At 69.7% G+C, this 16,418-nt stretch carries 29 protein-coding genes; 26 read left to right on the forward strand and 3 right to left on the reverse strand.

Annotated elements, in window-relative coordinates; all coding sequences use genetic code 11:
- A partial coding sequence (locus tag ACIWVC_RS22770; RefSeq protein WP_396454551.1) for a hypothetical protein occupies nucleotides 1-196 on the reverse strand: 196 nt, incomplete at its 3' end.
- Between ACIWVC_RS22770 and rplP the strand changes: the two genes are divergently transcribed.
- From rplP to ACIWVC_RS22855, 17 genes are all read left to right on the forward strand, one after another.
- Nucleotides 180-599: a 50S ribosomal protein L16 gene (gene rplP, locus ACIWVC_RS22775; RefSeq protein ID WP_396451087.1), complete on the forward strand. Its 420-nt coding sequence runs from the start codon at nucleotides 180-182 to the stop codon at nucleotides 597-599. The two genes, ACIWVC_RS22770 and rplP, sit on opposite strands and share 17 nt — an antisense overlap.
- The gene (rpmC, locus tag ACIWVC_RS22780; protein WP_396451085.1) at nucleotides 599-841 is read left to right on the forward strand and encodes a 50S ribosomal protein L29; all 243 of its coding nucleotides are present in this window, start codon (nucleotides 599-601) and stop codon (nucleotides 839-841) included. Before rplP ends, rpmC begins: the two co-directional genes overlap by 1 nt.
- Nucleotides 838-1,110, forward strand: coding sequence for a 30S ribosomal protein S17 (rpsQ, locus tag ACIWVC_RS22785; RefSeq protein WP_396451083.1), 273 nt, complete (start codon nucleotides 838-840; stop codon nucleotides 1,108-1,110). The genes rpmC and rpsQ overlap by 4 nt, the downstream gene beginning before the upstream one ends.
- Nucleotides 1,111-1,208: 98 nt before the next feature.
- Entirely contained in the window at nucleotides 1,209-1,577 is a 369-nt protein-coding gene (gene rplN / locus ACIWVC_RS22790; RefSeq protein WP_067629407.1) for a 50S ribosomal protein L14, read from the forward strand.
- Nucleotides 1,577-1,885, forward strand: a complete 309-nt coding sequence (gene rplX / locus ACIWVC_RS22795; RefSeq protein WP_250359996.1) for a 50S ribosomal protein L24 — start codon at nucleotides 1,577-1,579, stop codon at nucleotides 1,883-1,885. The genes rplN and rplX overlap by 1 nt, the downstream gene beginning before the upstream one ends.
- Before the next feature lie 5 nt (nucleotides 1,886-1,890).
- Nucleotides 1,891-2,466 carry a 50S ribosomal protein L5 gene (rplE, locus tag ACIWVC_RS22800; protein WP_396451081.1) on the forward strand — a complete coding sequence of 192 codons (576 nt, stop codon included), beginning with the start codon at nucleotides 1,891-1,893 and terminating at the stop codon, nucleotides 2,464-2,466.
- A gap of 2 nt (nucleotides 2,467-2,468) precedes the next feature.
- Nucleotides 2,469-2,654: a type Z 30S ribosomal protein S14 gene (locus tag ACIWVC_RS22805; RefSeq protein ID WP_018657585.1), complete on the forward strand. Its 186-nt coding sequence runs from the start codon at nucleotides 2,469-2,471 to the stop codon at nucleotides 2,652-2,654.
- A gap of 145 nt (nucleotides 2,655-2,799) precedes the next feature.
- Nucleotides 2,800-3,198: a 30S ribosomal protein S8 gene (rpsH, locus tag ACIWVC_RS22810; RefSeq protein ID WP_396451079.1), complete on the forward strand. Its 399-nt coding sequence runs from the start codon at nucleotides 2,800-2,802 to the stop codon at nucleotides 3,196-3,198.
- Between the two features lie 16 nt (nucleotides 3,199-3,214).
- Nucleotides 3,215-3,751: a 50S ribosomal protein L6 gene (rplF, locus tag ACIWVC_RS22815; RefSeq protein ID WP_396451077.1), complete on the forward strand. Its 537-nt coding sequence runs from the start codon at nucleotides 3,215-3,217 to the stop codon at nucleotides 3,749-3,751.
- Nucleotides 3,752-3,753: 2 nt separating this feature from the next.
- Nucleotides 3,754-4,140, forward strand: coding sequence for a 50S ribosomal protein L18 (gene rplR / locus ACIWVC_RS22820; protein ID WP_396451075.1), 387 nt, complete (start codon nucleotides 3,754-3,756; stop codon nucleotides 4,138-4,140).
- Nucleotides 4,141-4,189: 49 nt separating this feature from the next.
- Nucleotides 4,190-4,810, forward strand: coding sequence for a 30S ribosomal protein S5 (rpsE, locus tag ACIWVC_RS22825; RefSeq protein WP_396451073.1), 621 nt, complete (start codon nucleotides 4,190-4,192; stop codon nucleotides 4,808-4,810).
- Nucleotides 4,807-4,989: a 50S ribosomal protein L30 gene (gene rpmD, locus ACIWVC_RS22830; RefSeq protein ID WP_396451071.1), complete on the forward strand. Its 183-nt coding sequence runs from the start codon at nucleotides 4,807-4,809 to the stop codon at nucleotides 4,987-4,989. The genes rpsE and rpmD overlap by 4 nt, the downstream gene beginning before the upstream one ends.
- Before the next feature lies 1 nt (nucleotide 4,990).
- On the forward strand, nucleotides 4,991-5,452 hold the full coding sequence (gene rplO / locus ACIWVC_RS22835) for a 50S ribosomal protein L15 (RefSeq protein ID WP_396451069.1): 462 nt from the start codon (nucleotides 4,991-4,993) through the stop codon (nucleotides 5,450-5,452).
- 300 nt (nucleotides 5,453-5,752) lie between these two features.
- A complete protein-coding gene (secY, locus tag ACIWVC_RS22840) occupies nucleotides 5,753-6,979 on the forward strand; it encodes a preprotein translocase subunit SecY (RefSeq protein ID WP_396454552.1) in 1,227 nt (408 codons plus the stop codon).
- On the forward strand, nucleotides 6,979-7,629 hold the full coding sequence (locus ACIWVC_RS22845; protein ID WP_396451066.1) for an adenylate kinase: 651 nt from the start codon (nucleotides 6,979-6,981) through the stop codon (nucleotides 7,627-7,629). Before secY ends, ACIWVC_RS22845 begins: the two co-directional genes overlap by 1 nt.
- A gap of 64 nt (nucleotides 7,630-7,693) precedes the next feature.
- Nucleotides 7,694-8,533, forward strand: coding sequence for a type I methionyl aminopeptidase (gene map, locus ACIWVC_RS22850; RefSeq protein ID WP_396451099.1), 840 nt, complete (start codon nucleotides 7,694-7,696; stop codon nucleotides 8,531-8,533).
- A gap of 28 nt (nucleotides 8,534-8,561) precedes the next feature.
- A complete protein-coding gene (locus ACIWVC_RS22855) occupies nucleotides 8,562-9,005 on the forward strand; it encodes a DUF1707 domain-containing protein (protein WP_396454553.1) in 444 nt (147 codons plus the stop codon).
- 27 nt (nucleotides 9,006-9,032) lie between these two features.
- Here ACIWVC_RS22855 and ACIWVC_RS22860 read toward each other — a convergent pair whose 3' ends face one another.
- Complete coding sequence (locus ACIWVC_RS22860) at nucleotides 9,033-9,848, reverse strand: phosphodiesterase (protein ID WP_396451062.1); 816 nt, start codon at nucleotides 9,846-9,848, stop codon at nucleotides 9,033-9,035.
- Nucleotides 9,849-10,021: 173 nt separating this feature from the next.
- Here ACIWVC_RS22860 and ACIWVC_RS22865 point away from each other — a divergent pair, with 173 nt between their 5' ends.
- Nucleotides 10,022-10,645 (forward strand): GNAT family N-acetyltransferase, encoded by a 624-nt coding sequence (locus ACIWVC_RS22865; protein WP_396451060.1) that lies wholly within the window; start codon nucleotides 10,022-10,024, stop codon nucleotides 10,643-10,645.
- Nucleotides 10,646-10,649: 4 nt separating this feature from the next.
- Here the strand turns inward: ACIWVC_RS22865 and ACIWVC_RS22870 are convergent, their stop codons facing one another.
- Nucleotides 10,650-11,258 (reverse strand): hypothetical protein, encoded by a 609-nt coding sequence (locus tag ACIWVC_RS22870; protein WP_396451058.1) that lies wholly within the window; start codon nucleotides 11,256-11,258, stop codon nucleotides 10,650-10,652.
- 260 nt (nucleotides 11,259-11,518) lie between these two features.
- On the opposite strand from ACIWVC_RS22870, the gene infA reads away from it, so the two are divergent.
- The 8 genes from infA to truA all read left to right on the forward strand — a co-directional run bounded on the left by infA (nucleotide 11,519) and on the right by truA (nucleotide 16,374).
- A complete protein-coding gene (gene infA, locus ACIWVC_RS22875; RefSeq protein WP_067629441.1) occupies nucleotides 11,519-11,740 on the forward strand; it encodes a translation initiation factor IF-1 in 222 nt (73 codons plus the stop codon).
- A gap of 65 nt (nucleotides 11,741-11,805) precedes the next feature.
- A complete protein-coding gene (rpmJ, locus tag ACIWVC_RS22880; protein ID WP_021596712.1) occupies nucleotides 11,806-11,919 on the forward strand; it encodes a 50S ribosomal protein L36 in 114 nt (37 codons plus the stop codon).
- Nucleotides 11,920-12,105: 186 nt separating this feature from the next.
- Complete coding sequence (gene rpsM, locus ACIWVC_RS22885) at nucleotides 12,106-12,486, forward strand: 30S ribosomal protein S13 (RefSeq protein ID WP_396451056.1); 381 nt, start codon at nucleotides 12,106-12,108, stop codon at nucleotides 12,484-12,486.
- 48 nt (nucleotides 12,487-12,534) lie between these two features.
- A complete protein-coding gene (gene rpsK / locus ACIWVC_RS22890; protein ID WP_021596710.1) occupies nucleotides 12,535-12,936 on the forward strand; it encodes a 30S ribosomal protein S11 in 402 nt (133 codons plus the stop codon).
- Between the two features lie 20 nt (nucleotides 12,937-12,956).
- Nucleotides 12,957-13,583: a 30S ribosomal protein S4 gene (gene rpsD / locus ACIWVC_RS22895; RefSeq protein WP_089324444.1), complete on the forward strand. Its 627-nt coding sequence runs from the start codon at nucleotides 12,957-12,959 to the stop codon at nucleotides 13,581-13,583.
- A gap of 107 nt (nucleotides 13,584-13,690) precedes the next feature.
- On the forward strand, nucleotides 13,691-14,704 hold the full coding sequence (locus ACIWVC_RS22900) for a DNA-directed RNA polymerase subunit alpha (protein WP_396451054.1): 1,014 nt from the start codon (nucleotides 13,691-13,693) through the stop codon (nucleotides 14,702-14,704).
- A 95-nt stretch (nucleotides 14,705-14,799) separates the two neighbouring features.
- Nucleotides 14,800-15,324 carry a 50S ribosomal protein L17 gene (rplQ, locus tag ACIWVC_RS22905; protein WP_396451052.1) on the forward strand — a complete coding sequence of 175 codons (525 nt, stop codon included), beginning with the start codon at nucleotides 14,800-14,802 and terminating at the stop codon, nucleotides 15,322-15,324.
- A gap of 168 nt (nucleotides 15,325-15,492) precedes the next feature.
- A complete protein-coding gene (truA, locus tag ACIWVC_RS22910; RefSeq protein ID WP_396451050.1) occupies nucleotides 15,493-16,374 on the forward strand; it encodes a tRNA pseudouridine(38-40) synthase TruA in 882 nt (293 codons plus the stop codon).
- Nucleotides 16,375-16,418: the final 44 nt, after the last annotated feature.

The raw sequence follows: 16,418 nt of genomic DNA on the forward strand, positions 1-16,418 counted from the left end.
GGGCGGCGGCCGGGAGCGCCGCGGTGACCGCCGCGGCGGCGGTCGCGGCGGCCGTGGCGGGCGCGGCGGCGAGCGCGGTGGCCGCGGCGGCGGCGCCGAGCAGAAGCAGCAGCAGGGTTCCGAGCAGCCGGCCCCGGCGGCCGAGGCTGCTCCGCAGGGTGAGGGGAGCTGAGTAACCGATGCTGATCCCTCGCAAGGTCAAGCACCGCAAGCAGCACCACCCGAAGCGCCGCGGCATGGCCAAGGGCGGCACCAGGGTGACGTTCGGCGAGTACGGCATCCAGGCCGTCGAGGCCGCGTACGTGACGAACCGGCAGATCGAGGCCGCGCGTATCGCGATGACCCGGCACATCAAGCGCGGCGGCAAGGTCTGGATCAACATCTTCCCGGACCGTCCGCTGACCAAGAAGCCCGCCGAGACCCGCATGGGCTCCGGCAAGGGCTCCGTGGAGTGGTGGGTGGCCAACGTGAAGCCGGGCCGCGTGCTGTTCGAGATCTCCTACCCGAACGAGCAGGTGGCCCGCGAGGCGCTCACCCGCGCGATCCACAAGCTTCCGATGAAGTGCAAGATCGTCAAGCGAGAGGTGGGTGAGTCCTGATGGCCAAGGGTCTTACCGCCGAGGACCTGCGGACCGAGCCCGAGGACGTCCTGGTCGCCAAGCTCAAGGAGGCCAAGGAGGAGCTGTTCAACCTCCGCTTCCAGGCCGCGACCGGCCAGCTGGAGAGCCACGGGCGGCTGCGCACCGTCAAGCGCGAGATCGCCCGCATCTACACCGTGATGCGGGAGCGCGAGCTCGGCATCGTCACGGTCGCCGAGGACGCCGCGGAGGACAACGAATGACCGAGCAGCAGACGGAGAAGCGGAGCACCCGCAAGGTCCTTGAGGGGCTCGTGGTCAGCGACAAGATGGACAAGACCGTGGTCGTGTCCGTCGAGGACCGCGTGACCCACCGCCGGTACCACAAGGTGATCCGCCGCACGAAGAACTACAAGGCGCACGACGAGGGCAACGAGTGCGGCGTGGGCGACCGCGTCCGGCTCATGGAGACCCGCCCGCTGTCGGCCACCAAGCGGTGGCGCGTGGTGGAGATCCTCGAGAAGGCCAAGTAGGCCCGCGGGGCGCGAGTCCCGCACTTGTACATGACTGGTTCCACCAGGCTGGCCGGACGAGGTCCGGTACAGAACCGGTGTGACGAACAGGAGTTGACGTGATCCAGCAGGAGTCGCGACTCAAGGTCGCCGACAACACGGGTGCGAAGGAGATCCTTTGCATCCGGGTTCTCGGCGGCTCGGGTCGGCGCTACGCGGGAGTCGGCGACATCATCGTCGCGACGGTGAAGGACGCCCTTCCCGGCGCGGGCGTGAAGAAGGGTGACGTCGTCAAGGCGGTCGTCGTGCGCACCCGCAAGGAGCGCCGGCGCCCGGACGGCTCCTACATCCGCTTCGACGAGAACGCCGCCGTCCTGATCCGGGACGGCGGCGACCCCCGCGGCACCCGTATCTTCGGCCCGGTGGGCCGCGAACTGCGCGAGAAGAAGTTCATGCGCATCATCTCGCTCGCGCCGGAGGTGCTCTGATGAAGATCCGCAAGGGCGACGAGGTCATCGTCCTCGCCGGCAAGGACAAGGGCGCGACGGGCAAGGTCCTGCGCGTCATCCCCCGCGAGGAGCGGGTGGTCGTCGAGGGCGTCAACCTCATCACCAAGAACATCAAGGCCGACCAGCAGCGTGCCGGCAAGGAGAGCGGCCGCGTCACGGTCGAGGCGCCGCTGCACGTCAGCAACGTGGCGATCGTCGAGGACGGCAAGCCGGTACGGGTCGGTTACCGCATCAACGAGGACGGCACGAAGGTTCGGATCTCGCGCCGTAGCGGTAAGGAGATCTGAGACCGATGACCGAGACCGTCACCGAGCGTCCCGTCCCGACGCCGAGGCTCAAGGTCCGCTACCGCGAGGAGATCGCGGGGCAGATGCGCGAGCAGTTCGGCTACGCCAACGTCATGCAGATCCCCACGCTGACCAAGATCGTGGTCAACATGGGCGTCGGCGACGCGGCCAAGGACGCCAAGCTGATCGAGGGCGCGATCCGCGACCTGTCGCTGATCACCGGCCAGAAGCCCGCCGTGAACCGGGCCCGCAAGTCCATCGCGCAGTTCAAGCTGCGCGAGGGCATGCCGATCGGCGCGCACGCCACGCTGCGCGGCGACCGGATGTGGGAGTTCCTGGACCGGCTGCTGTCCACGGCCCTGCCCCGCATCCGCGACTTCCGCGGCCTGTCGCCGAAGCAGTTCGACGGCAACGGCAACTACACCTTCGGGCTGACCGAGCAGGTCATGTTCCACGAGGTCGACCCGGACAAGGTCGACCGGCAGCGGGGCATGGACATCACGGTCGTGACGACCGCGAAGACCGACGACGAGGGCCGGGCGCTGCTCAAGCTCCTGGGCTTCCCCTTCAAGGAGAGCTGAGCATGGCGAAGAAGTCGCTGATCGCCAAGGCGGCGCGGAAGCCGAAGTTCGGGGTGCGCGCCTACACTCGGTGCTCGCGCTGCGGGCGCCCGCGTTCCGTCTACCGGAAGTTCGGCCTGTGCCGCGTGTGCTTCCGGGAGATGGCCCACCGCGGCGAGCTGCCCGGCATCACCAAGTCCAGCTGGTGACCGCCTCCCCCGGGGACGACCCCCGGGGGGCGGAAACCGGCCTGTAATAGCCGACCGGGCGTCCGCGAGGACGCCCACGACCGCGCCAAAGGTCCACGGGACGCATCGACCCGAGGAAACCGTGGCGAGGGAGGGCCAGTAGGCCATGACGATGACCGACCCGATCGCAGACATGCTGACGCGTCTGCGGAACGCGAATTCGGCGTACCACGACTCGGTGGCGATGCCGTACTCGAAGATCAAGGCGCACATCGCCGAGATCCTCCAGCAGGAGGGCTACATCTCGGGCTGGAGCGTGCAGGACGCCAAGGTGGGCAAGGAGCTCGTGATCGAGCTGAAGTTCGGCCCGACCCGCGAGCGTTCCATCGCCGGCATCAAGCGCGTCTCGAAGCCGGGTCTGCGCGTGTACGCGAAGAAGGACAACCTGCCGAAGGTCCTGGGGGGGCTGGGCGTCGCGATCATCTCGACGTCCTCCGGCCTGATGACCGACCGCCAGGCGGGCAAGCGCGGCGTGGGCGGGGAAGTCCTCGCCTACGTGTGGTGAGGGGAGGTACCGAACAATGTCTCGTATTGGACGTCTTCCCATCACCGTGCCCAGCGGCGTCGAGGTGACCCTCGACGGCCGGGAGGTCACCGTCAAGGGACCGAAGGGCACGCTGTCGCACACCGTCGCCGAGCCGATCGAGGTCAGCCAGGAGGACGGCACGATCGTCGTCACCCGGCCGAACGACGTCAACAAGGTGCGCGGGCTGCACGGGCTCACCCGGACGCTGATCAACAACATGGTGGTCGGGGTGACCGAGGGCTACAAGAAGACCCTGGTCATCCAGGGCGTCGGCTACCGGGTGGTGGCCAAGGGGCAGAACGTGGAGTTCTCCCTCGGCTACAGCCACCCGATCCCGTTCGAGGCCCCCGAGGGCATCAAGTTCACGGTCGACAAGCCGACGCAGCTGACCGTCGAGGGCATCGACAAGCAGCTCGTCGGCGAGATCGCCGCCCGCATCCGCAAGCTGCGCAAGCCCGACCCGTACAAGGGCAAGGGCGTGCGCTACGAAGGTGAGCAGATCCGCCGCAAGGTCGGAAAGGCTGGTAAGTAGCCATGGCAGGCACGAAGACCCTGGCCGCGAAGGCCACGTCGGCGCGGGTCAAGGCCCGCAAGCGCCGGCACCTGCGGGTCCGGAAGAAGGTCGTGGGCACCGCCGCGCGGCCTCGCCTGGTCGTGACCCGCTCCAGCAGGCACGTGTTCGTCCAGGTCATCGACGACGACAAGGGCCACACGCTGGCCAGCGCGTCGACGATGGAGGCGGACCTGCGCGCCGACTCCGGCGACAAGACGGCCAAGGCGCGCAAGGTCGGCGAGATCGTCGCCGCGCGGGCCAAGGAGGCCGGCGTCCACGCGGTCGTGTTCGACCGCGGCGGCAACAAGTACCACGGCCGTATCGCCGCTGTCGCGGACGGTGCGCGCGAAGGGGGCCTGGAGCTCTGATGACCGTCCTCCAGCTCCCACCCACCACCTTTACTGGAAGGAACCACTGATGGCAGCGCAGAGGCGTGGCGGCGGTCAGGGCGGCGACCGTCGCGACCGCCGCGACGACCGCCGCGGTGGCGCCGACAAGGGCCAGTCGTACATCGAGAAGGTCGTGGCGATCAACCGTGTCGCCAAGGTCGTCAAGGGCGGGCGTCGCTTCAGCTTCACCGCCCTGGTGATCGTCGGTGACGGCAACGGCACCGTCGGCGTCGGCTACGGCAAGGCCAAGGAGGTGCCCGCGGCGATCGCCAAGGGCGTCGAGGAGGCCAAGAAGCACTTCTTCAAGGTCCCGCGGATCCAGGGCACCATCCCGCACCTGGTGCAGGCGCGGGACGCGGCGGGCGAGGTCCTGCTGCGCCCGGCGAGCCCCGGTACCGGCGTCATCGCCGGCGGCCCGGTGCGCGCCGTGCTGGAGGCCGCCGGCATCCACGACGTGCTGAGCAAGTCGCTGGGCAGCGACAACGCGATCAACATCGTGCACGCCACGATCGCGGGGCTGAAGTCGCTGAAGCGTCCGGAGGAGATCGCGGCCAAGCGCGGCCTGCCGATCGAGGACGTCGCCCCGGCGGCCATGCTGCGCGCGCGCGCCGCGGGCAGCGAGCCGAGGGCGGAGGTCGCGCAGTCGTGAGCAACCTGAGGATCACGCAGAAGAAGTCCGTGATCAGCGAGAAGCAGAACCAGCGTGACACGCTGCGCACCCTCGGCCTGAAGAAGATCGGGCAGAGCGTGGTCCGCGAGGACCGCCCCGAGGTGCGCGGCATGATCCGGACGGTGGCGCACCTGGTCACCGTCGAGGAGGTCGACTGACATGGCGGACGCCACGGAGGGCACGCCCCTCAAGGTGCACGACCTGCGTCCGGCCCCCGGCGCCAACAAGGCCAAGACCCGCAAGGGCCGCGGCGAGGCGTCCAAGGGCAAGACCGCGGGCCGCGGCACCAAGGGCACCAAGGCCCGCAGCACCGTCCCCGTCGGTTTCGAGGGCGGCCAGATGCCGCTCATCCGCCGGGTGCCGAAGCTGAAGGGCTTCAAGAACCCGAACCGGGTCGAGTTCCAGGTCGTGAACCTGGACAAGCTCGCCGCGCTCTACCCCGAGGGCGGCGAGGTCACGGCGGACGACCTGGCGGCCAAGGGCGCGGTGCGCCGCGGCCGCCCGGTCAAGGTCCTCGGCACCGGCGAGATCTCCGTCGCGGTCCAGGTGAAGGCGCACGCCTTCTCCGGCGCCGCGAAGGAGAAGATCGCCGCGGCCGGCGGAACCACCGACGAGCTGTAGGAAAGCACTTTCGATGCCGGGGCCGTGCTCGCCCGACGCCCGGGACCGTGAGGTCTCCGGGAAAGGCGGGGCGGCCCCGGCGTCATCTGCTGTTAGAGTCACACGGGCGAAGGCGACTCGCGTGAGATTGCGCACTTACGCGTCTCCTCGGGTATCCTCCGCCCGACCTCATGGACCTGTAACCGGCCCCTCGGTGGCCATGATGAACCCGCCAGTCGCGCAGGAGGAATGGTGCTGACCGCGTTCGCTCGGGCTTTCCGTACGCCTGACCTGCGTAAGAAGTTGCTCTTCACGTTGGCCATGATCTTGGTGTTCCGGGTGGGCTCGATCCTGCCCACGCCGAACGTGAACGTGAAGGTGCTGAAGGACACCGCGGACGCGGCGAAGGAGAGCAACCAGCTCTACGGCCTCGTCGACCTGTTCAGCGGTGGCGCGCTTCTCAAACTGTCCGTCTTCGCGCTGGGCATCATGCCCTACATCACGGCCAGCATCATCTTGCAGCTGCTGACGGTGGTGATCCCCCGGCTGGAGGCCCTGAAGAAGGAGGGCCAGGCCGGCACGACGAAGATCACCCAGTACACCCGCTACCTGACGGTCGGGCTGGCGATCCTGCAGGCCACCGGCATCGTGGCGATGGCGAGCACCGGGCAGCTGTTCCAGGGGGTGTCCGGCAGCGGCGACATCCTCCACGACACCGGCATCTTCCCGATCATCACGATGGTGATCTGCATGGTGGCGGGCACGACCGTCATCATGTGGCTGGGCGAGCTGGTCACCGACCGCGGCGTCGGCAACGGCATGTCCATCCTGATCTTCACCCAGGTGGTCGCGGTCTTCCCCGGCCAGTTCTGGGGCATCTACAAGGCCAAGAACGGCTTCGTCTTCACGATCGTGGTCCTGGTCGGCCTCGCCATCATGGCGGGCGTCGTGTTCGTCGAGCAGGCCCAGCGGCGCATCCCCGTCCAGTACGCCAAGCGGATGGTGGGCCGGCGCATGTACGGCGGGACGTCGACCTACATCCCGCTGAAGGTGAACCAGGCCGGCATCATCCCGATCATCTTCGCGTCCTCGCTGCTGTACCTGCCGATCCTGGCGACGCAGCTGTGGCCCAACACCAAGTGGCTGCAGAAGATCCAGCCGTACCTGCAGCAGGACAACGCCTGGCACATGGGGTTCTACTTCGTCCTGATCATCTTCTTCACGTACTTCTATGTGGCCATCACCTTCAACCCCACTGAAGTCGCCGACAACATGAAGAAGTATGGTGGATTCATCCCAGGTATCCGTCCTGGCCGGCCGACCGCCGAGTACCTCGACTTCGTGCTGACCCGGATCACCACACCCGGTGCGCTGTACCTGGGGCTCGTGTCCCTGATCCCGATGGTGGCGTTCGCACTCCTGAACGCGACCCAGGACTTCCCCTTCGGTGGCGCGAGCATTCTCATCGTCGTCGGCGTCGGACTGGATACCGTGAAGCAGATCGAGAGTCAGCTGCAGCAGCGCAACTACGAGGGCTTCCTCCGGTAGTGCGTATCGTGCTGGTGGGCCCCCCGGGAGCGGGCAAGGGGACACAGGCCCAGTTCATCGCATCTCATCTGTCGGTCCCGAAAATATCGACAGGTGACATCTTCCGCGCCAATGTGAGCGGCGGGACCGAACTCGGCCGGCAGGCCAAGCAGTACATGGACCGCGGCGACCTCGTCCCGGACGAGGTCACGATCGCGATGGTGCGCGACCGGCTGGGCGAGGACGACGCCCGCGACGGGTTCCTGCTGGACGGGTTCCCGCGCAACGTCCCGCAGGCGGAGACGCTGAAGAAGATCCTCGCCGAGTGGGACACCCGGCTCGACATCGTCCTGGAACTGGTCGTCGACGAGGACGAGGTGGTCCGGCGGCTGTCCGGCCGGCGCACCTGCGACAAGTGCGGCCGGATCTGGCACGTCGACTTCGACGACAAGCAGGACGACATCTGCGACGACTGCGGCGGTCACCTCTTCCAGCGCGACGACGACAAGGAAGAGGTCGTCATGCACCGCCTGGAGGTCTACAAGCAGGACACCGCGCCGCTGGTGCAGTTCTACGCCGACGAGCACATCCTGGTCGGCATCGACGCCACGGGCCCGGTCGAAGAGGTCACCAAGCGCGCGCTCGCCGCGCTGCGCCCGCTGGAGCAGTGACAGGGCGGATGCGGGGCCGGCGGCTCCGCATCCGCGCGGCGGCCGACCCGGTGCAGGGGGAATGATGTTCAAGCGGCGCAGGCCCACCATCCAGATGAAGACCCCGGAGCAGATCGAGCTGATGCGGGCGGCGGGGCTGCTCGTCGGCCGCACGCTGGAGCTGCTGCGCGAGGCGGTCAAGCCGGGGATCACCACCCTGGACCTCGACACGCTCGCCGAGCGGCATATCCGCGACAACGGCGGCATCCCGTCCTTCAAGGGCTACCACGGCTTCACCGGGACGATCTGCGCGTCGATCAACGAGGAGATCGTGCACGGCATCCCGCGGGCCGGGAAGGTGCTCAAGGACGGCGACGTCATCTCCATCGACTGCGGCGCGATCGTGGAGGGCTGGCACGGCGACGCCGCCATCACCGTCCCGGTCGGTGAGATCACGGAGGAGCTGCGGACGCTCCTGGACGTCACCGAGACGTCCCTGTGGCGCGGTCTCGCGGCCGGAAAGGCCGGGGCCCGCCTCTCGGACATGTCGCACGCGATAGAGGCTTACATCCGCTCTCAGGGCCGCTACGGCATCGTTGAGGGCTACGGCGGGCACGGCATCGGGACCGAGATGCACATGGACCCGCTGATCCCCAACCACGGCCCGGCCGGGCACGGCCCCGTCCTGGAGCCCGGCATGTGCTTCGCGGTCGAGCCGATGGTGAACCTCGGCACGAAGGAGACCCGGGAGCTGGACGACGGCTGGACGGTCGTGACGACCGACGGGCGGTGCTCGGCGCACTTCGAGCACACGTTCGCGGTCACGGCGGACGGCCCGCGCGTCCTCACCGCGCTGGACGAGGGCCGCGAGTGGTTCCAGAAGCTGGCCTCGGCCACGCAGAATGGGAAGGACAGCTCATCCTGAGCGGCTCGTCCTGAGAAGCGGAGGAACGATGGCGCCGAACCCTGACGTCCGGGCGTCGGACGCCGACCGCGACCGCGTGGCCGCGGGCCTGCGCGAGCACTGCGCGCTCGGCCGGATCACGATGGACGAGCTCCAGGAGCGGCTCGACTCGGTGTACCGGTCGAAGACCATCGGGGACCTCCAGCGGATCACGGCGGACCTGCCCGAGGAGGACCTCTACCAGCTGCCCGTCCCGGCGACGCAGCCGAAGAGCACCGCGACCCAGGCGAAGGCCCCGTCCCGCGATCTGGACGTGCGCGGCACGCGGGCGATGTGGGGCGCGTGGGCGACGGTCAGCGCGATCAACTTCACCGTCTGGCTGATCATCCTTCTGACGTCCGGCGCGGTGTACCCGTGGTGGATCTGGGTGGCGGGGCCGTGGGGCGCGATCCTGCTGATGCGCACCGTCTTCGGCGGCCGGCGCGGCGACTGACGCGCTGCGCCCCGGTATGCGTTCGCCCTATTCCACGTCCATGAGCGGGCGGTAGTTGCCTGTCGGGGCGAAGTGCGTCGTGGCGGTGCCGTCCTCGCCGATGAGGTGCAGGGCGAACCCGGCGGGCTCCCCGGTGACGGCGGCGCGCCCCTGCTTGGTGAGGTCGAGGAAGAGCTGCCGGTAGGTGCTCGGGCAGGTGGTGCTGACCCGCCCCGCGAGCGACCCGACCGACGCCCGGTGCACGTGCCCGGAGATGATCCGCACCACCTGCGGGTGCCGGTTGATCACGGACGCGAACCCGGCCGGGTCGACGAACCGCAGGTCGTCGATGAACCGCATCCCGATCGGGTACGGCGGATGGTGCGTGGCGATCACCGTCGGGGTGTCCGGGGCCGCGCGGAGGGCCTCCTCCAGCCAGGCCAGCCGCTCCTCGCTCATGTGCCCGTGCGGGTGGCCGTCCACGGTGGTGTCGCAGCAGACCAGCCGGACGCCCGCGATGTCGACGGCGTACTGCAGGGGCGCCTGCGGGGCCGTCCCGGTAGCCGCGACCGCCGGGTGGTCGCCGAACACCTTCCGCAGCTCGTCGCGGTCGTCGTGGTTGCCGCACATCGGGTAGACGGCCATCGGCAGCGGCGACAGCAGGGCGTGCAGCCGCGCGTACTCGGCGGGCCGGCCGGCGTCGGCGAGGTCGCCGGTGAGGACGACCGCGTCGGGGCGGGCGGGCAGCGACAGCAGGCTCGACACGGCGGACCGCAGGGCGCGCACCGGCCCGGAGCCGTCGTCCACCTCGCCGTCCCGCCCGGCCGCCAGGTGGATGTCGCTCAGCTGCGCGATGATCGCCATGGATCCTCCCCTTGCCCCAAGCACATCACGGACGCCGTGCCGGGCGCGCCGGCCGTCTCCCCCGGGACGATCTTCGCCCCCGCCGGCCGCCCTGTCGACTCGTGCGAATGTGAACGGCATTTCGGACAGCCCTCCATTCCGCTACCGTGCCCCGCGGAAAGGGAGAACCGAGCATGCCGACGCGCCAGGGGTCGAGGGAGGCCGTCCGCGGCTGCGCGCGGGGCCGCCACGTCGTGCTGACCCCCCGGCTGCGCCTCCGCTCGCCGACCGCCGCGGACCTGCGCGTCGCGGCCGCCACCGGCAGCGATCCCGCGGCCCAGCGGTGGCTCGGCTGGGAGCCGGCGGTCCTGGTCCCCGAGGACGAGCGCGCCCGGCTGCTGTCCGCGCCGCCCGGCCGCGGGCGCACGCGGCTCGGGCTGCCGCGCCGGTGCGTCGCGACGTCGCTGCTCGCGATCGATCCCGAGCGGGGCCTGGCCGCCGGGACGGTCACCCTGACCCCGCTGTCTCGCGAGGTGTGCGAGCTGGGCGGCCACCTGGCCCCCGCCTACCGCGGCCGCGGCCTCGGCGCCGAGCTGTTCGCCGCCGGCGCGGCGCTCGCCCACCGGCACCTGGGCTTCACCGTGGTCCGGGCGGGCGCGGAGCCCGCGAACGCCGCGAGCGTCCGCTCCCTGTGGCGGGCCGGCTTCGACCCGGCTCCCGGCCCGGAGACGTACCGGCTGCCCGACGGCCGCACCATCCCGGCGGTCTGGTTCGCCAGCACCGAGCCGGACCCCCGCTGGTGCGCCCCCTCGTGGTGATCTTTCAGGCGACGTGCGGGATCACCAGCGAGAGGGCCGAGGTGACGTCCTCGGGGGCGGGGGCGACGTCGGGGACGACGTCGCGGAGGGCGAGCCAGCCGTTGATCGCCTGGACGGTCGGCTTGGCCTCGACCAGCTGCGGGTCGTGCAGGTCGTACCAGGCGGCGACCTTCGACCAGCGCCACAGCCGGTGGCCCGCCGTCGACATCTCCGAGGAGGGGAAGCCGGTGGCGCCGCGGGCGCCGGTGATCGCGTGCCGGACGGAGTCGAGCGAGCGGCCCACCCGCTCGGCGATGTCGCGGATGGTCAGCAGCGGGTCGGCCTCGACCTGGAGGACGTGCAGGCCGGGGGCGCTCTCCTCGACGTGCCCGACCACCTCCATGATCGCGGCGGCGAGGGTGGCGCCCGGCCACGAGCAGGACGCGTTGCCCAGCCGGTCGGCCGCGCGGGGCTCGTCGTACGGCCGGTGCGCGGCGGCCGCCGGGCCGTCGGCGGGCTCCGGCTCGCTGATGATCGACACCGTGACCGCCCCGTGGGTGCGGTCGAACAGCGGGTCGAGCTCGTCCTCGTAGAAGGGACGGCTGAGGATCAGCGCGAAGTCATAGCTCGGCATGCTGACCCTCCTCTGACGTCTCTACTCCTGGAAAGGTACAACGCGCAGGCGATGTATGCTTGAGTCGGGAGCAGTCTCCGGACCCGTGGCGTCCGCCGATTTCGCGTTGTGCGTCCGGTTGACGTAGACTCCTTTGTCGGTCCGTCGTCGGCCGCCTGTTTCCCCGTTTCCGACGCTCTCGCGTCGCGGTGGGTTGCGGTCGATTCTCCACCGGAGAGCCGGGCCGCGTCCAATGAGCCGATCAGTGAAGCGCGGAGGACATGCCCAAGAAAGAAGGGGCCATCGAGATCGAGGGCACCGTCATCGAGTCGCTCCCGAACGCCATGTTCCGGGTGGAGCTCGAGAACGGGCACAAGGTGCTCGCCCACATCAGCGGCAAGATGCGGATGCACTACATCCGGATCCTGCCGGACGACCGCGTCGTTGTGGAGCTGAGCCCCTACGACCTCACGCGCGGTCGGATCGTCTACCGCTACAAGTAATCCCACTGGGGTTGCCTTCCCCGTGCGTGGCGGCGCGGGGGTGACCCTCATCTCCAGGAGACCCAGTGAAGGTCAAGCCGAGCGTCAAGAAGATCTGCAACAAGTGCCGCGTCATCCGCCGGCACGGCCGGGTCATGGTCATCTGCTCCGACCCGCGCCACAAGCAGCGTCAGGGCTGACGCTCAACAACCGGACAAGCGCATCGCAGCCTTCACACGCCGCCGTACGAGTCCCGTGACCGGGTCGTACGGCAGCGGCGTGTGGAGGGCCACCCCCGGATCGCCGGAGGCCGGGGCCGCCACCCGGGCAGGGTGTGTGCGGACGCGGTGCGTCCATACCTCCGCACTATGAAGGGAACTGCCCATATGGCACGCCTCCTCGGCGTCGACCTCCCGCGCGACAAGCGCGTGGAGGTCGCTCTCACCTACATCTTCGGCATCGGCCGGACGCGGGCGCTGGAGACCCTCAAGGGCACCGGCGTCAGCGGCGACCTGCGGGTGCACCAGCTCGGCGACGAAGAGCTGGTCAAGCTCCGCGACTGGATCGAGGCGAACTACAAGACCGAGGGAGACCTGCGCCGCGAGGTGCAGGCCGACATCCGCCGCAAGATCGAGATCGGGTGCTACCAGGGCATCCGGCACCGCCGCGGGCTTCCGGTGCACGGTCAGCGCACGCAGACCAACGCGCGTACCCGCAAGGGCAAGAAGAAGACCGTGGCCGGCAAGAAGAAGGCCGGCAAGAAGTAGTCCGGAGTCGGTCCTCCGGATCGATGACCTCAGAGTAGAGAGAGCAGAATGCCTCCTAAGAGCCGTGTCGGCGCCAAGAAGGTGCGCCGCAAGGAGAAGAAGAACGTCGCTCACGGGCACGCCCACATCAAGAGCACGTTCAACAACACGATCGTCTCGATCACCGACCCCAACGGCAACGTGATCTCCTGGGCCTCCTCGGGCCACGTCGGGTTCAAGGGCTCGCGCAAGTCCACCCCGTTCGCCGCGCAGCAGGCCGCCGAGGCCGCCGCCCGGCGCGCGATGGAGCACGGCATGCGCAAGGTCGACGTCTTCGTGAAGGGCCCGGGCTCGGGCCGCGAGACCGCCATCCGGTCGCTGCAGGCGACCGGCCTGGAGGTGGGCTCGATCCAGGACGTCACGCCCGTTCCGCACAACGGCTGCCGCCCGCCCAAGCGTCGCAGGGTCTGAGGCAGGGGAGATCTAGAACAATGGCTCGTTACACCGGTGCGGACTGCAAGCTCTGCCGCCGCGAGAAGATGAAGCTGTTCCTCAAGGGCAGCAAGTGCATGGGCCCCAAGTGCCCGATCGAGATCCGTCCCTACCCGCCGGGTGAGCACGGCCGCGGTCGGCCCAAGGAGACCGAGTACCTGCTGCAGCTTCGCGAGAAGCAGAAGGCGCGGCGCATCTACGGCGTGCTGGAGCGGCAGTTCCACAACTACTACGTCGAGGCCAACCGCCAGCAGGGCAAGACGGGCGACAACCTGCTCGCCCTCCTGGAGCGCCGGCTCGACAACGTCGTCTACCGGGGCGGCTTCGCCAAGTCCCGGGACATGGCCCGCCAGCTCATCCGGCACGGCCACATCCGCGTCAACGGGAAGAAGGTCAACATCCCGTCGGCGCTGGTGAACGAGGCCGACATCATCGACGTCAAGCCCAAGTCGCTGGAGACGACGCCGTTCCAGGTCGCCAAGGCCGAGATCGGCGAGCGCCCCGTCCCGGCGTGGCTCGGGGTGGACGGCGAGAAGATGCGGATCCTCGTGCACTCGCTGCCCGTCCGGCAGCAGATCGAAGCTCCCGTCCAGGAGCAGCTGATCGTCGAGCTCTACTCCAAGTAAGGGCTCGCACCGCCCGGCCGGGTTCTCCACGTGGGATCCCGGCCGGACGGGGAACACCTACACACGCGGTAGTCAAATAGCGGGCACCGCGGAAAGAAGGCACCACCATGCTCATCGCTCAGCGTCCCACTCTCACCGAAGAGCAGGTCGACGAGTACCGGTCGCGGTTCACCATCGAGCCGCTGGAGCCGGGCTTCGGCTACACGATCGGCAACTCGCTGCGCCGCACCCTGCTCTCCTCCATCCCCGGTGCGGCCGTCACCAGCATCCGCATCGAGGGCGTCCTGCACGAGTTCTCCACCGTGCCCGGGGTCAAGGAGGACGTCACCGACATCATCCTGAACCTCAAGGAGCTCGTCGTCTCGTCCGAGCACGACGAGCCGGTGGTCATGTACCTGCGCAAGCAGGGCCCGGGCGAGGTGACCGCGGCCGACATCGCGCCGCCCGCGGGCGTCGAGGTCCACAACCCCGACCTGCACATCGCCACGCTGAACAACAAGGCCAAGCTGGAGATGGAGCTCACGGTCGAGCGCGGCCGCGGCTACGTCTCCGCCGCGCAGAACAAGCAGCCGGGCCAGGAGATCGGCCGGATCCCGATCGACTCCATCTACTCGCCCGTGCTGAAGGTCGTCTACAAGGTCGAGGCCACCCGAGTCGAGCAGCGCACCGACTTCGACCGCCTCATCCTGGACGTGGAGACCAAGCAGGCGATGCTGCCGCGCGACGCGGTCGCGTCCGCCGGCAAGACCCTCGTCGAGCTGTTCGGGCTGGCCCGGGAGCTCAACGTCGAGGCCGAGGGCATCGACATGGGCCCGTCCCCGACGGACGCCGCGCTCGCCGCGGACCTGGCCCTGCCGATCGAGGAGCTGAACCTCACCGTCCGCTCCTACAACTGCCTGAAGCGCGAGGGCATCCACTCGGTGGGCGAGCTCGTCGCCCGCTCCGAGCAGGACCTGCTCGACATCCGCAACTTCGGCGCCAAGTCGATAGAAGAGGTCAAGCAGAAGCTCAACGACATGGGCCTGTCGCTGAAGGACTCCCCGCCCGGGTTCGACCCGAGCGCGGCGGCCGACAGCTACAGCGACGACGACACGAGCTACGCCGAGACCGAGCAGTACTGAACCCGATTCCGGACGGCCGGGGGCACGGTTCCCCGGCCGTACCGGAACCAGCTGACACCGGTACCTGATACGGCCGGTGCAGGAAGGACGACACGATGCCTCAGCCCACCAAGGGCGCCCGCCTCGGCGGTTCCGCGGCGCACCAGAAGCTGATCCTGGCGAACCTGGCCACGGCGCTGTTCGAGCACGGCCGCATCACCACCACCGAGGCCAAGGCCCGGCGGCTGCGCCCGCTCGCGGAGAAGCTCATCACCAAGGCCAAGCGCGGCGACCTGCACAACCGCCGCCTGGTGGCCAGGACGATCCGCGACAAGAGCGTCGTGCACGCGCTCTTCACCGAGATCGCGCCGAGCTTCGAGAACCGCCCCGGCGGCTACACCCGCATCACCAAGATCGGCCCGCGCAAGGGCGACAATGCCCCGATGGCGGTCATCGAGCTGGTCACGGAGCCGATGCCGGCCGCCACCGGCGGCAAGGCACCGAAGGTCAGCGAGAAGGACCTGCCCGCCGAGGGCGAGGTCACCCTCAGCAAGGCCGCGGGCGACGAGCCCGAGGCCAAGGCCGAGGACACCAAGGGCGAGGCGGCGGAAACCGGGGACGACGAGGACGACGCCAAGTAGTCCTCGGGCCGTTCAAGGTTTCGGCCGACATGGTGAGGCCCGCCGCTCCCCTACGGGACGGCGGGCCTCATCTTTGTCAGACTGGACTTATGGTCAGCCCAGGGGAGCAGCGGCGCGCACGCGCAGGAGATCGGAACAGGCACGTTGCAGAAGGATCAATCGGCTGACATGACCGCTCTGGTACGACTCCGGCTCGACATCGGCTACGACGGGTCGGGCTTCGCGGGCTGGGCGAGACAGCCGAACCAGCGGACCGTCCAGGGCGTCATCGAGGACGCGCTGGCGCGGATGCTGCGCCTGGACCCGCCGCCCATGCTCACCGTCGCCGGCCGCACCGACGCCGGCGTCCACGCGCGCGGCCAGGTCGCGCACCTGGTGGTGCCGGTCGCCGCCTACTCGGCGATCAACGGGACGATGCCGCGCCGCCTCGCCGGGCTCCTGCCGCCGGACGTGCGGGTGTGGCGGGTGTCCGTCGCGCCCGAGGGGTTCGACGCCAGGTTCTCCGCCCTCTCGCGGCGCTACGTGTACCGGGTGTGCGACAACCCGGTCGGGGTGGAGCCGCTGCGCCGCCACGACGTGCTGTGGCATCCGCGGCCGCTGAACCTGGCCCGCATGAACGACGCCGCGCGGCGCCTGGTGGGGGAGAACGACTTCGCGGCCTACTGCCGCAAGCGGGAGGGCGCCACGACGATCCGCGAGCTGCTGCGCTACGAGTGGGCGCGGGACGACCGCGACCCGCACCTGGCGCTCGCGACCGTGGAGGCCGACGCGTTCTGCCACTCGATGGTCCGCGCGCTCGTCGGCGCCCTGCTGATGGTGGGGGACGGGCGGCGCGACGTGGAGTGGCCCGCCGAGGTGCTCGCCGCCCGCGTCCGCGACTCCGGCGTCAACGTGGCGCCCGCGCACGGCCTGTCACTGGAGGAGGTCCGCTACCCCGGCGACGAGGACCTGGCGCGGCGCGCCCAGGAGACTCGCCGCGTCCGGACCCTCAACGCCACCGCGGCCGCCGAGCAGCAGCAGCCCGCCCCGTCCCGGCAGGGAAGCGCCTGACGGGCGCCGAAGCGGCGCCTGGAGGGCGGCCCGGCCGGTGCGCG

Source organism: Actinomadura sp., assembly GCF_044508335.1.
Taxonomy (GTDB): domain Bacteria; phylum Actinomycetota; class Actinomycetes; order Streptosporangiales; family Streptosporangiaceae; genus Spirillospora.

Bases quoted from the DNA above. Each gene is read 5' to 3' on its own strand.
- secY (WP_396454552.1), top strand. From the start codon at position 5,753: ATGATCTTGGTGTTCCGGGTGGGCTCGATCCTGCCCACGCCGAACGTG.
- rpmC (WP_396451085.1), top strand. From the start codon at position 599: ATGGCCAAGGGTCTTACCGCCGAGGACCTGCGGACCGAGCCCGAGGAC.
- rpsQ (WP_396451083.1), top strand. From the start codon at position 838: ATGACCGAGCAGCAGACGGAGAAGCGGAGCACCCGCAAGGTCCTTGAG.
- ACIWVC_RS22860 (WP_396451062.1), bottom strand. From the start codon at position 9,848: ATGGCGATCATCGCGCAGCTGAGCGACATCCACCTGGCGGCCGGGCGG.
- infA (WP_067629441.1), top strand. From the start codon at position 11,519: ATGCCCAAGAAAGAAGGGGCCATCGAGATCGAGGGCACCGTCATCGAG.
- ACIWVC_RS22805 (WP_018657585.1), top strand. From the start codon at position 2,469: ATGGCGAAGAAGTCGCTGATCGCCAAGGCGGCGCGGAAGCCGAAGTTC.
- map (WP_396451099.1), top strand. From the start codon at position 7,694: ATGTTCAAGCGGCGCAGGCCCACCATCCAGATGAAGACCCCGGAGCAG.
- ACIWVC_RS22855 (WP_396454553.1), top strand. From the start codon at position 8,562: ATGGCGCCGAACCCTGACGTCCGGGCGTCGGACGCCGACCGCGACCGC.
- rplE (WP_396451081.1), top strand. From the start codon at position 1,891: ATGACCGAGACCGTCACCGAGCGTCCCGTCCCGACGCCGAGGCTCAAG.
- rplF (WP_396451077.1), top strand. From the start codon at position 3,215: ATGTCTCGTATTGGACGTCTTCCCATCACCGTGCCCAGCGGCGTCGAG.
- rplQ (WP_396451052.1), top strand. From the start codon at position 14,800: ATGCCTCAGCCCACCAAGGGCGCCCGCCTCGGCGGTTCCGCGGCGCAC.
- rpsE (WP_396451073.1), top strand. From the start codon at position 4,190: ATGGCAGCGCAGAGGCGTGGCGGCGGTCAGGGCGGCGACCGTCGCGAC.
- ACIWVC_RS22900 (WP_396451054.1), top strand. From the start codon at position 13,691: ATGCTCATCGCTCAGCGTCCCACTCTCACCGAAGAGCAGGTCGACGAG.
- ACIWVC_RS22870 (WP_396451058.1), bottom strand. From the start codon at position 11,258: ATGCCGAGCTATGACTTCGCGCTGATCCTCAGCCGTCCCTTCTACGAG.
- rpsH (WP_396451079.1), top strand. From the start codon at position 2,800: ATGACGATGACCGACCCGATCGCAGACATGCTGACGCGTCTGCGGAAC.
- rpsM (WP_396451056.1), top strand. From the start codon at position 12,106: ATGGCACGCCTCCTCGGCGTCGACCTCCCGCGCGACAAGCGCGTGGAG.
- rplP (WP_396451087.1), top strand. From the start codon at position 180: ATGCTGATCCCTCGCAAGGTCAAGCACCGCAAGCAGCACCACCCGAAG.
- rplO (WP_396451069.1), top strand. From the start codon at position 4,991: ATGGCGGACGCCACGGAGGGCACGCCCCTCAAGGTGCACGACCTGCGT.
- rplX (WP_250359996.1), top strand. From the start codon at position 1,577: ATGAAGATCCGCAAGGGCGACGAGGTCATCGTCCTCGCCGGCAAGGAC.
- rpsD (WP_089324444.1), top strand. From the start codon at position 12,957: ATGGCTCGTTACACCGGTGCGGACTGCAAGCTCTGCCGCCGCGAGAAG.
- truA (WP_396451050.1), top strand. From the start codon at position 15,493: ATGACCGCTCTGGTACGACTCCGGCTCGACATCGGCTACGACGGGTCG.
- rplR (WP_396451075.1), top strand. From the start codon at position 3,754: ATGGCAGGCACGAAGACCCTGGCCGCGAAGGCCACGTCGGCGCGGGTC.
- ACIWVC_RS22865 (WP_396451060.1), top strand. From the start codon at position 10,022: ATGCCGACGCGCCAGGGGTCGAGGGAGGCCGTCCGCGGCTGCGCGCGG.
- rpsK (WP_021596710.1), top strand. From the start codon at position 12,535: ATGCCTCCTAAGAGCCGTGTCGGCGCCAAGAAGGTGCGCCGCAAGGAG.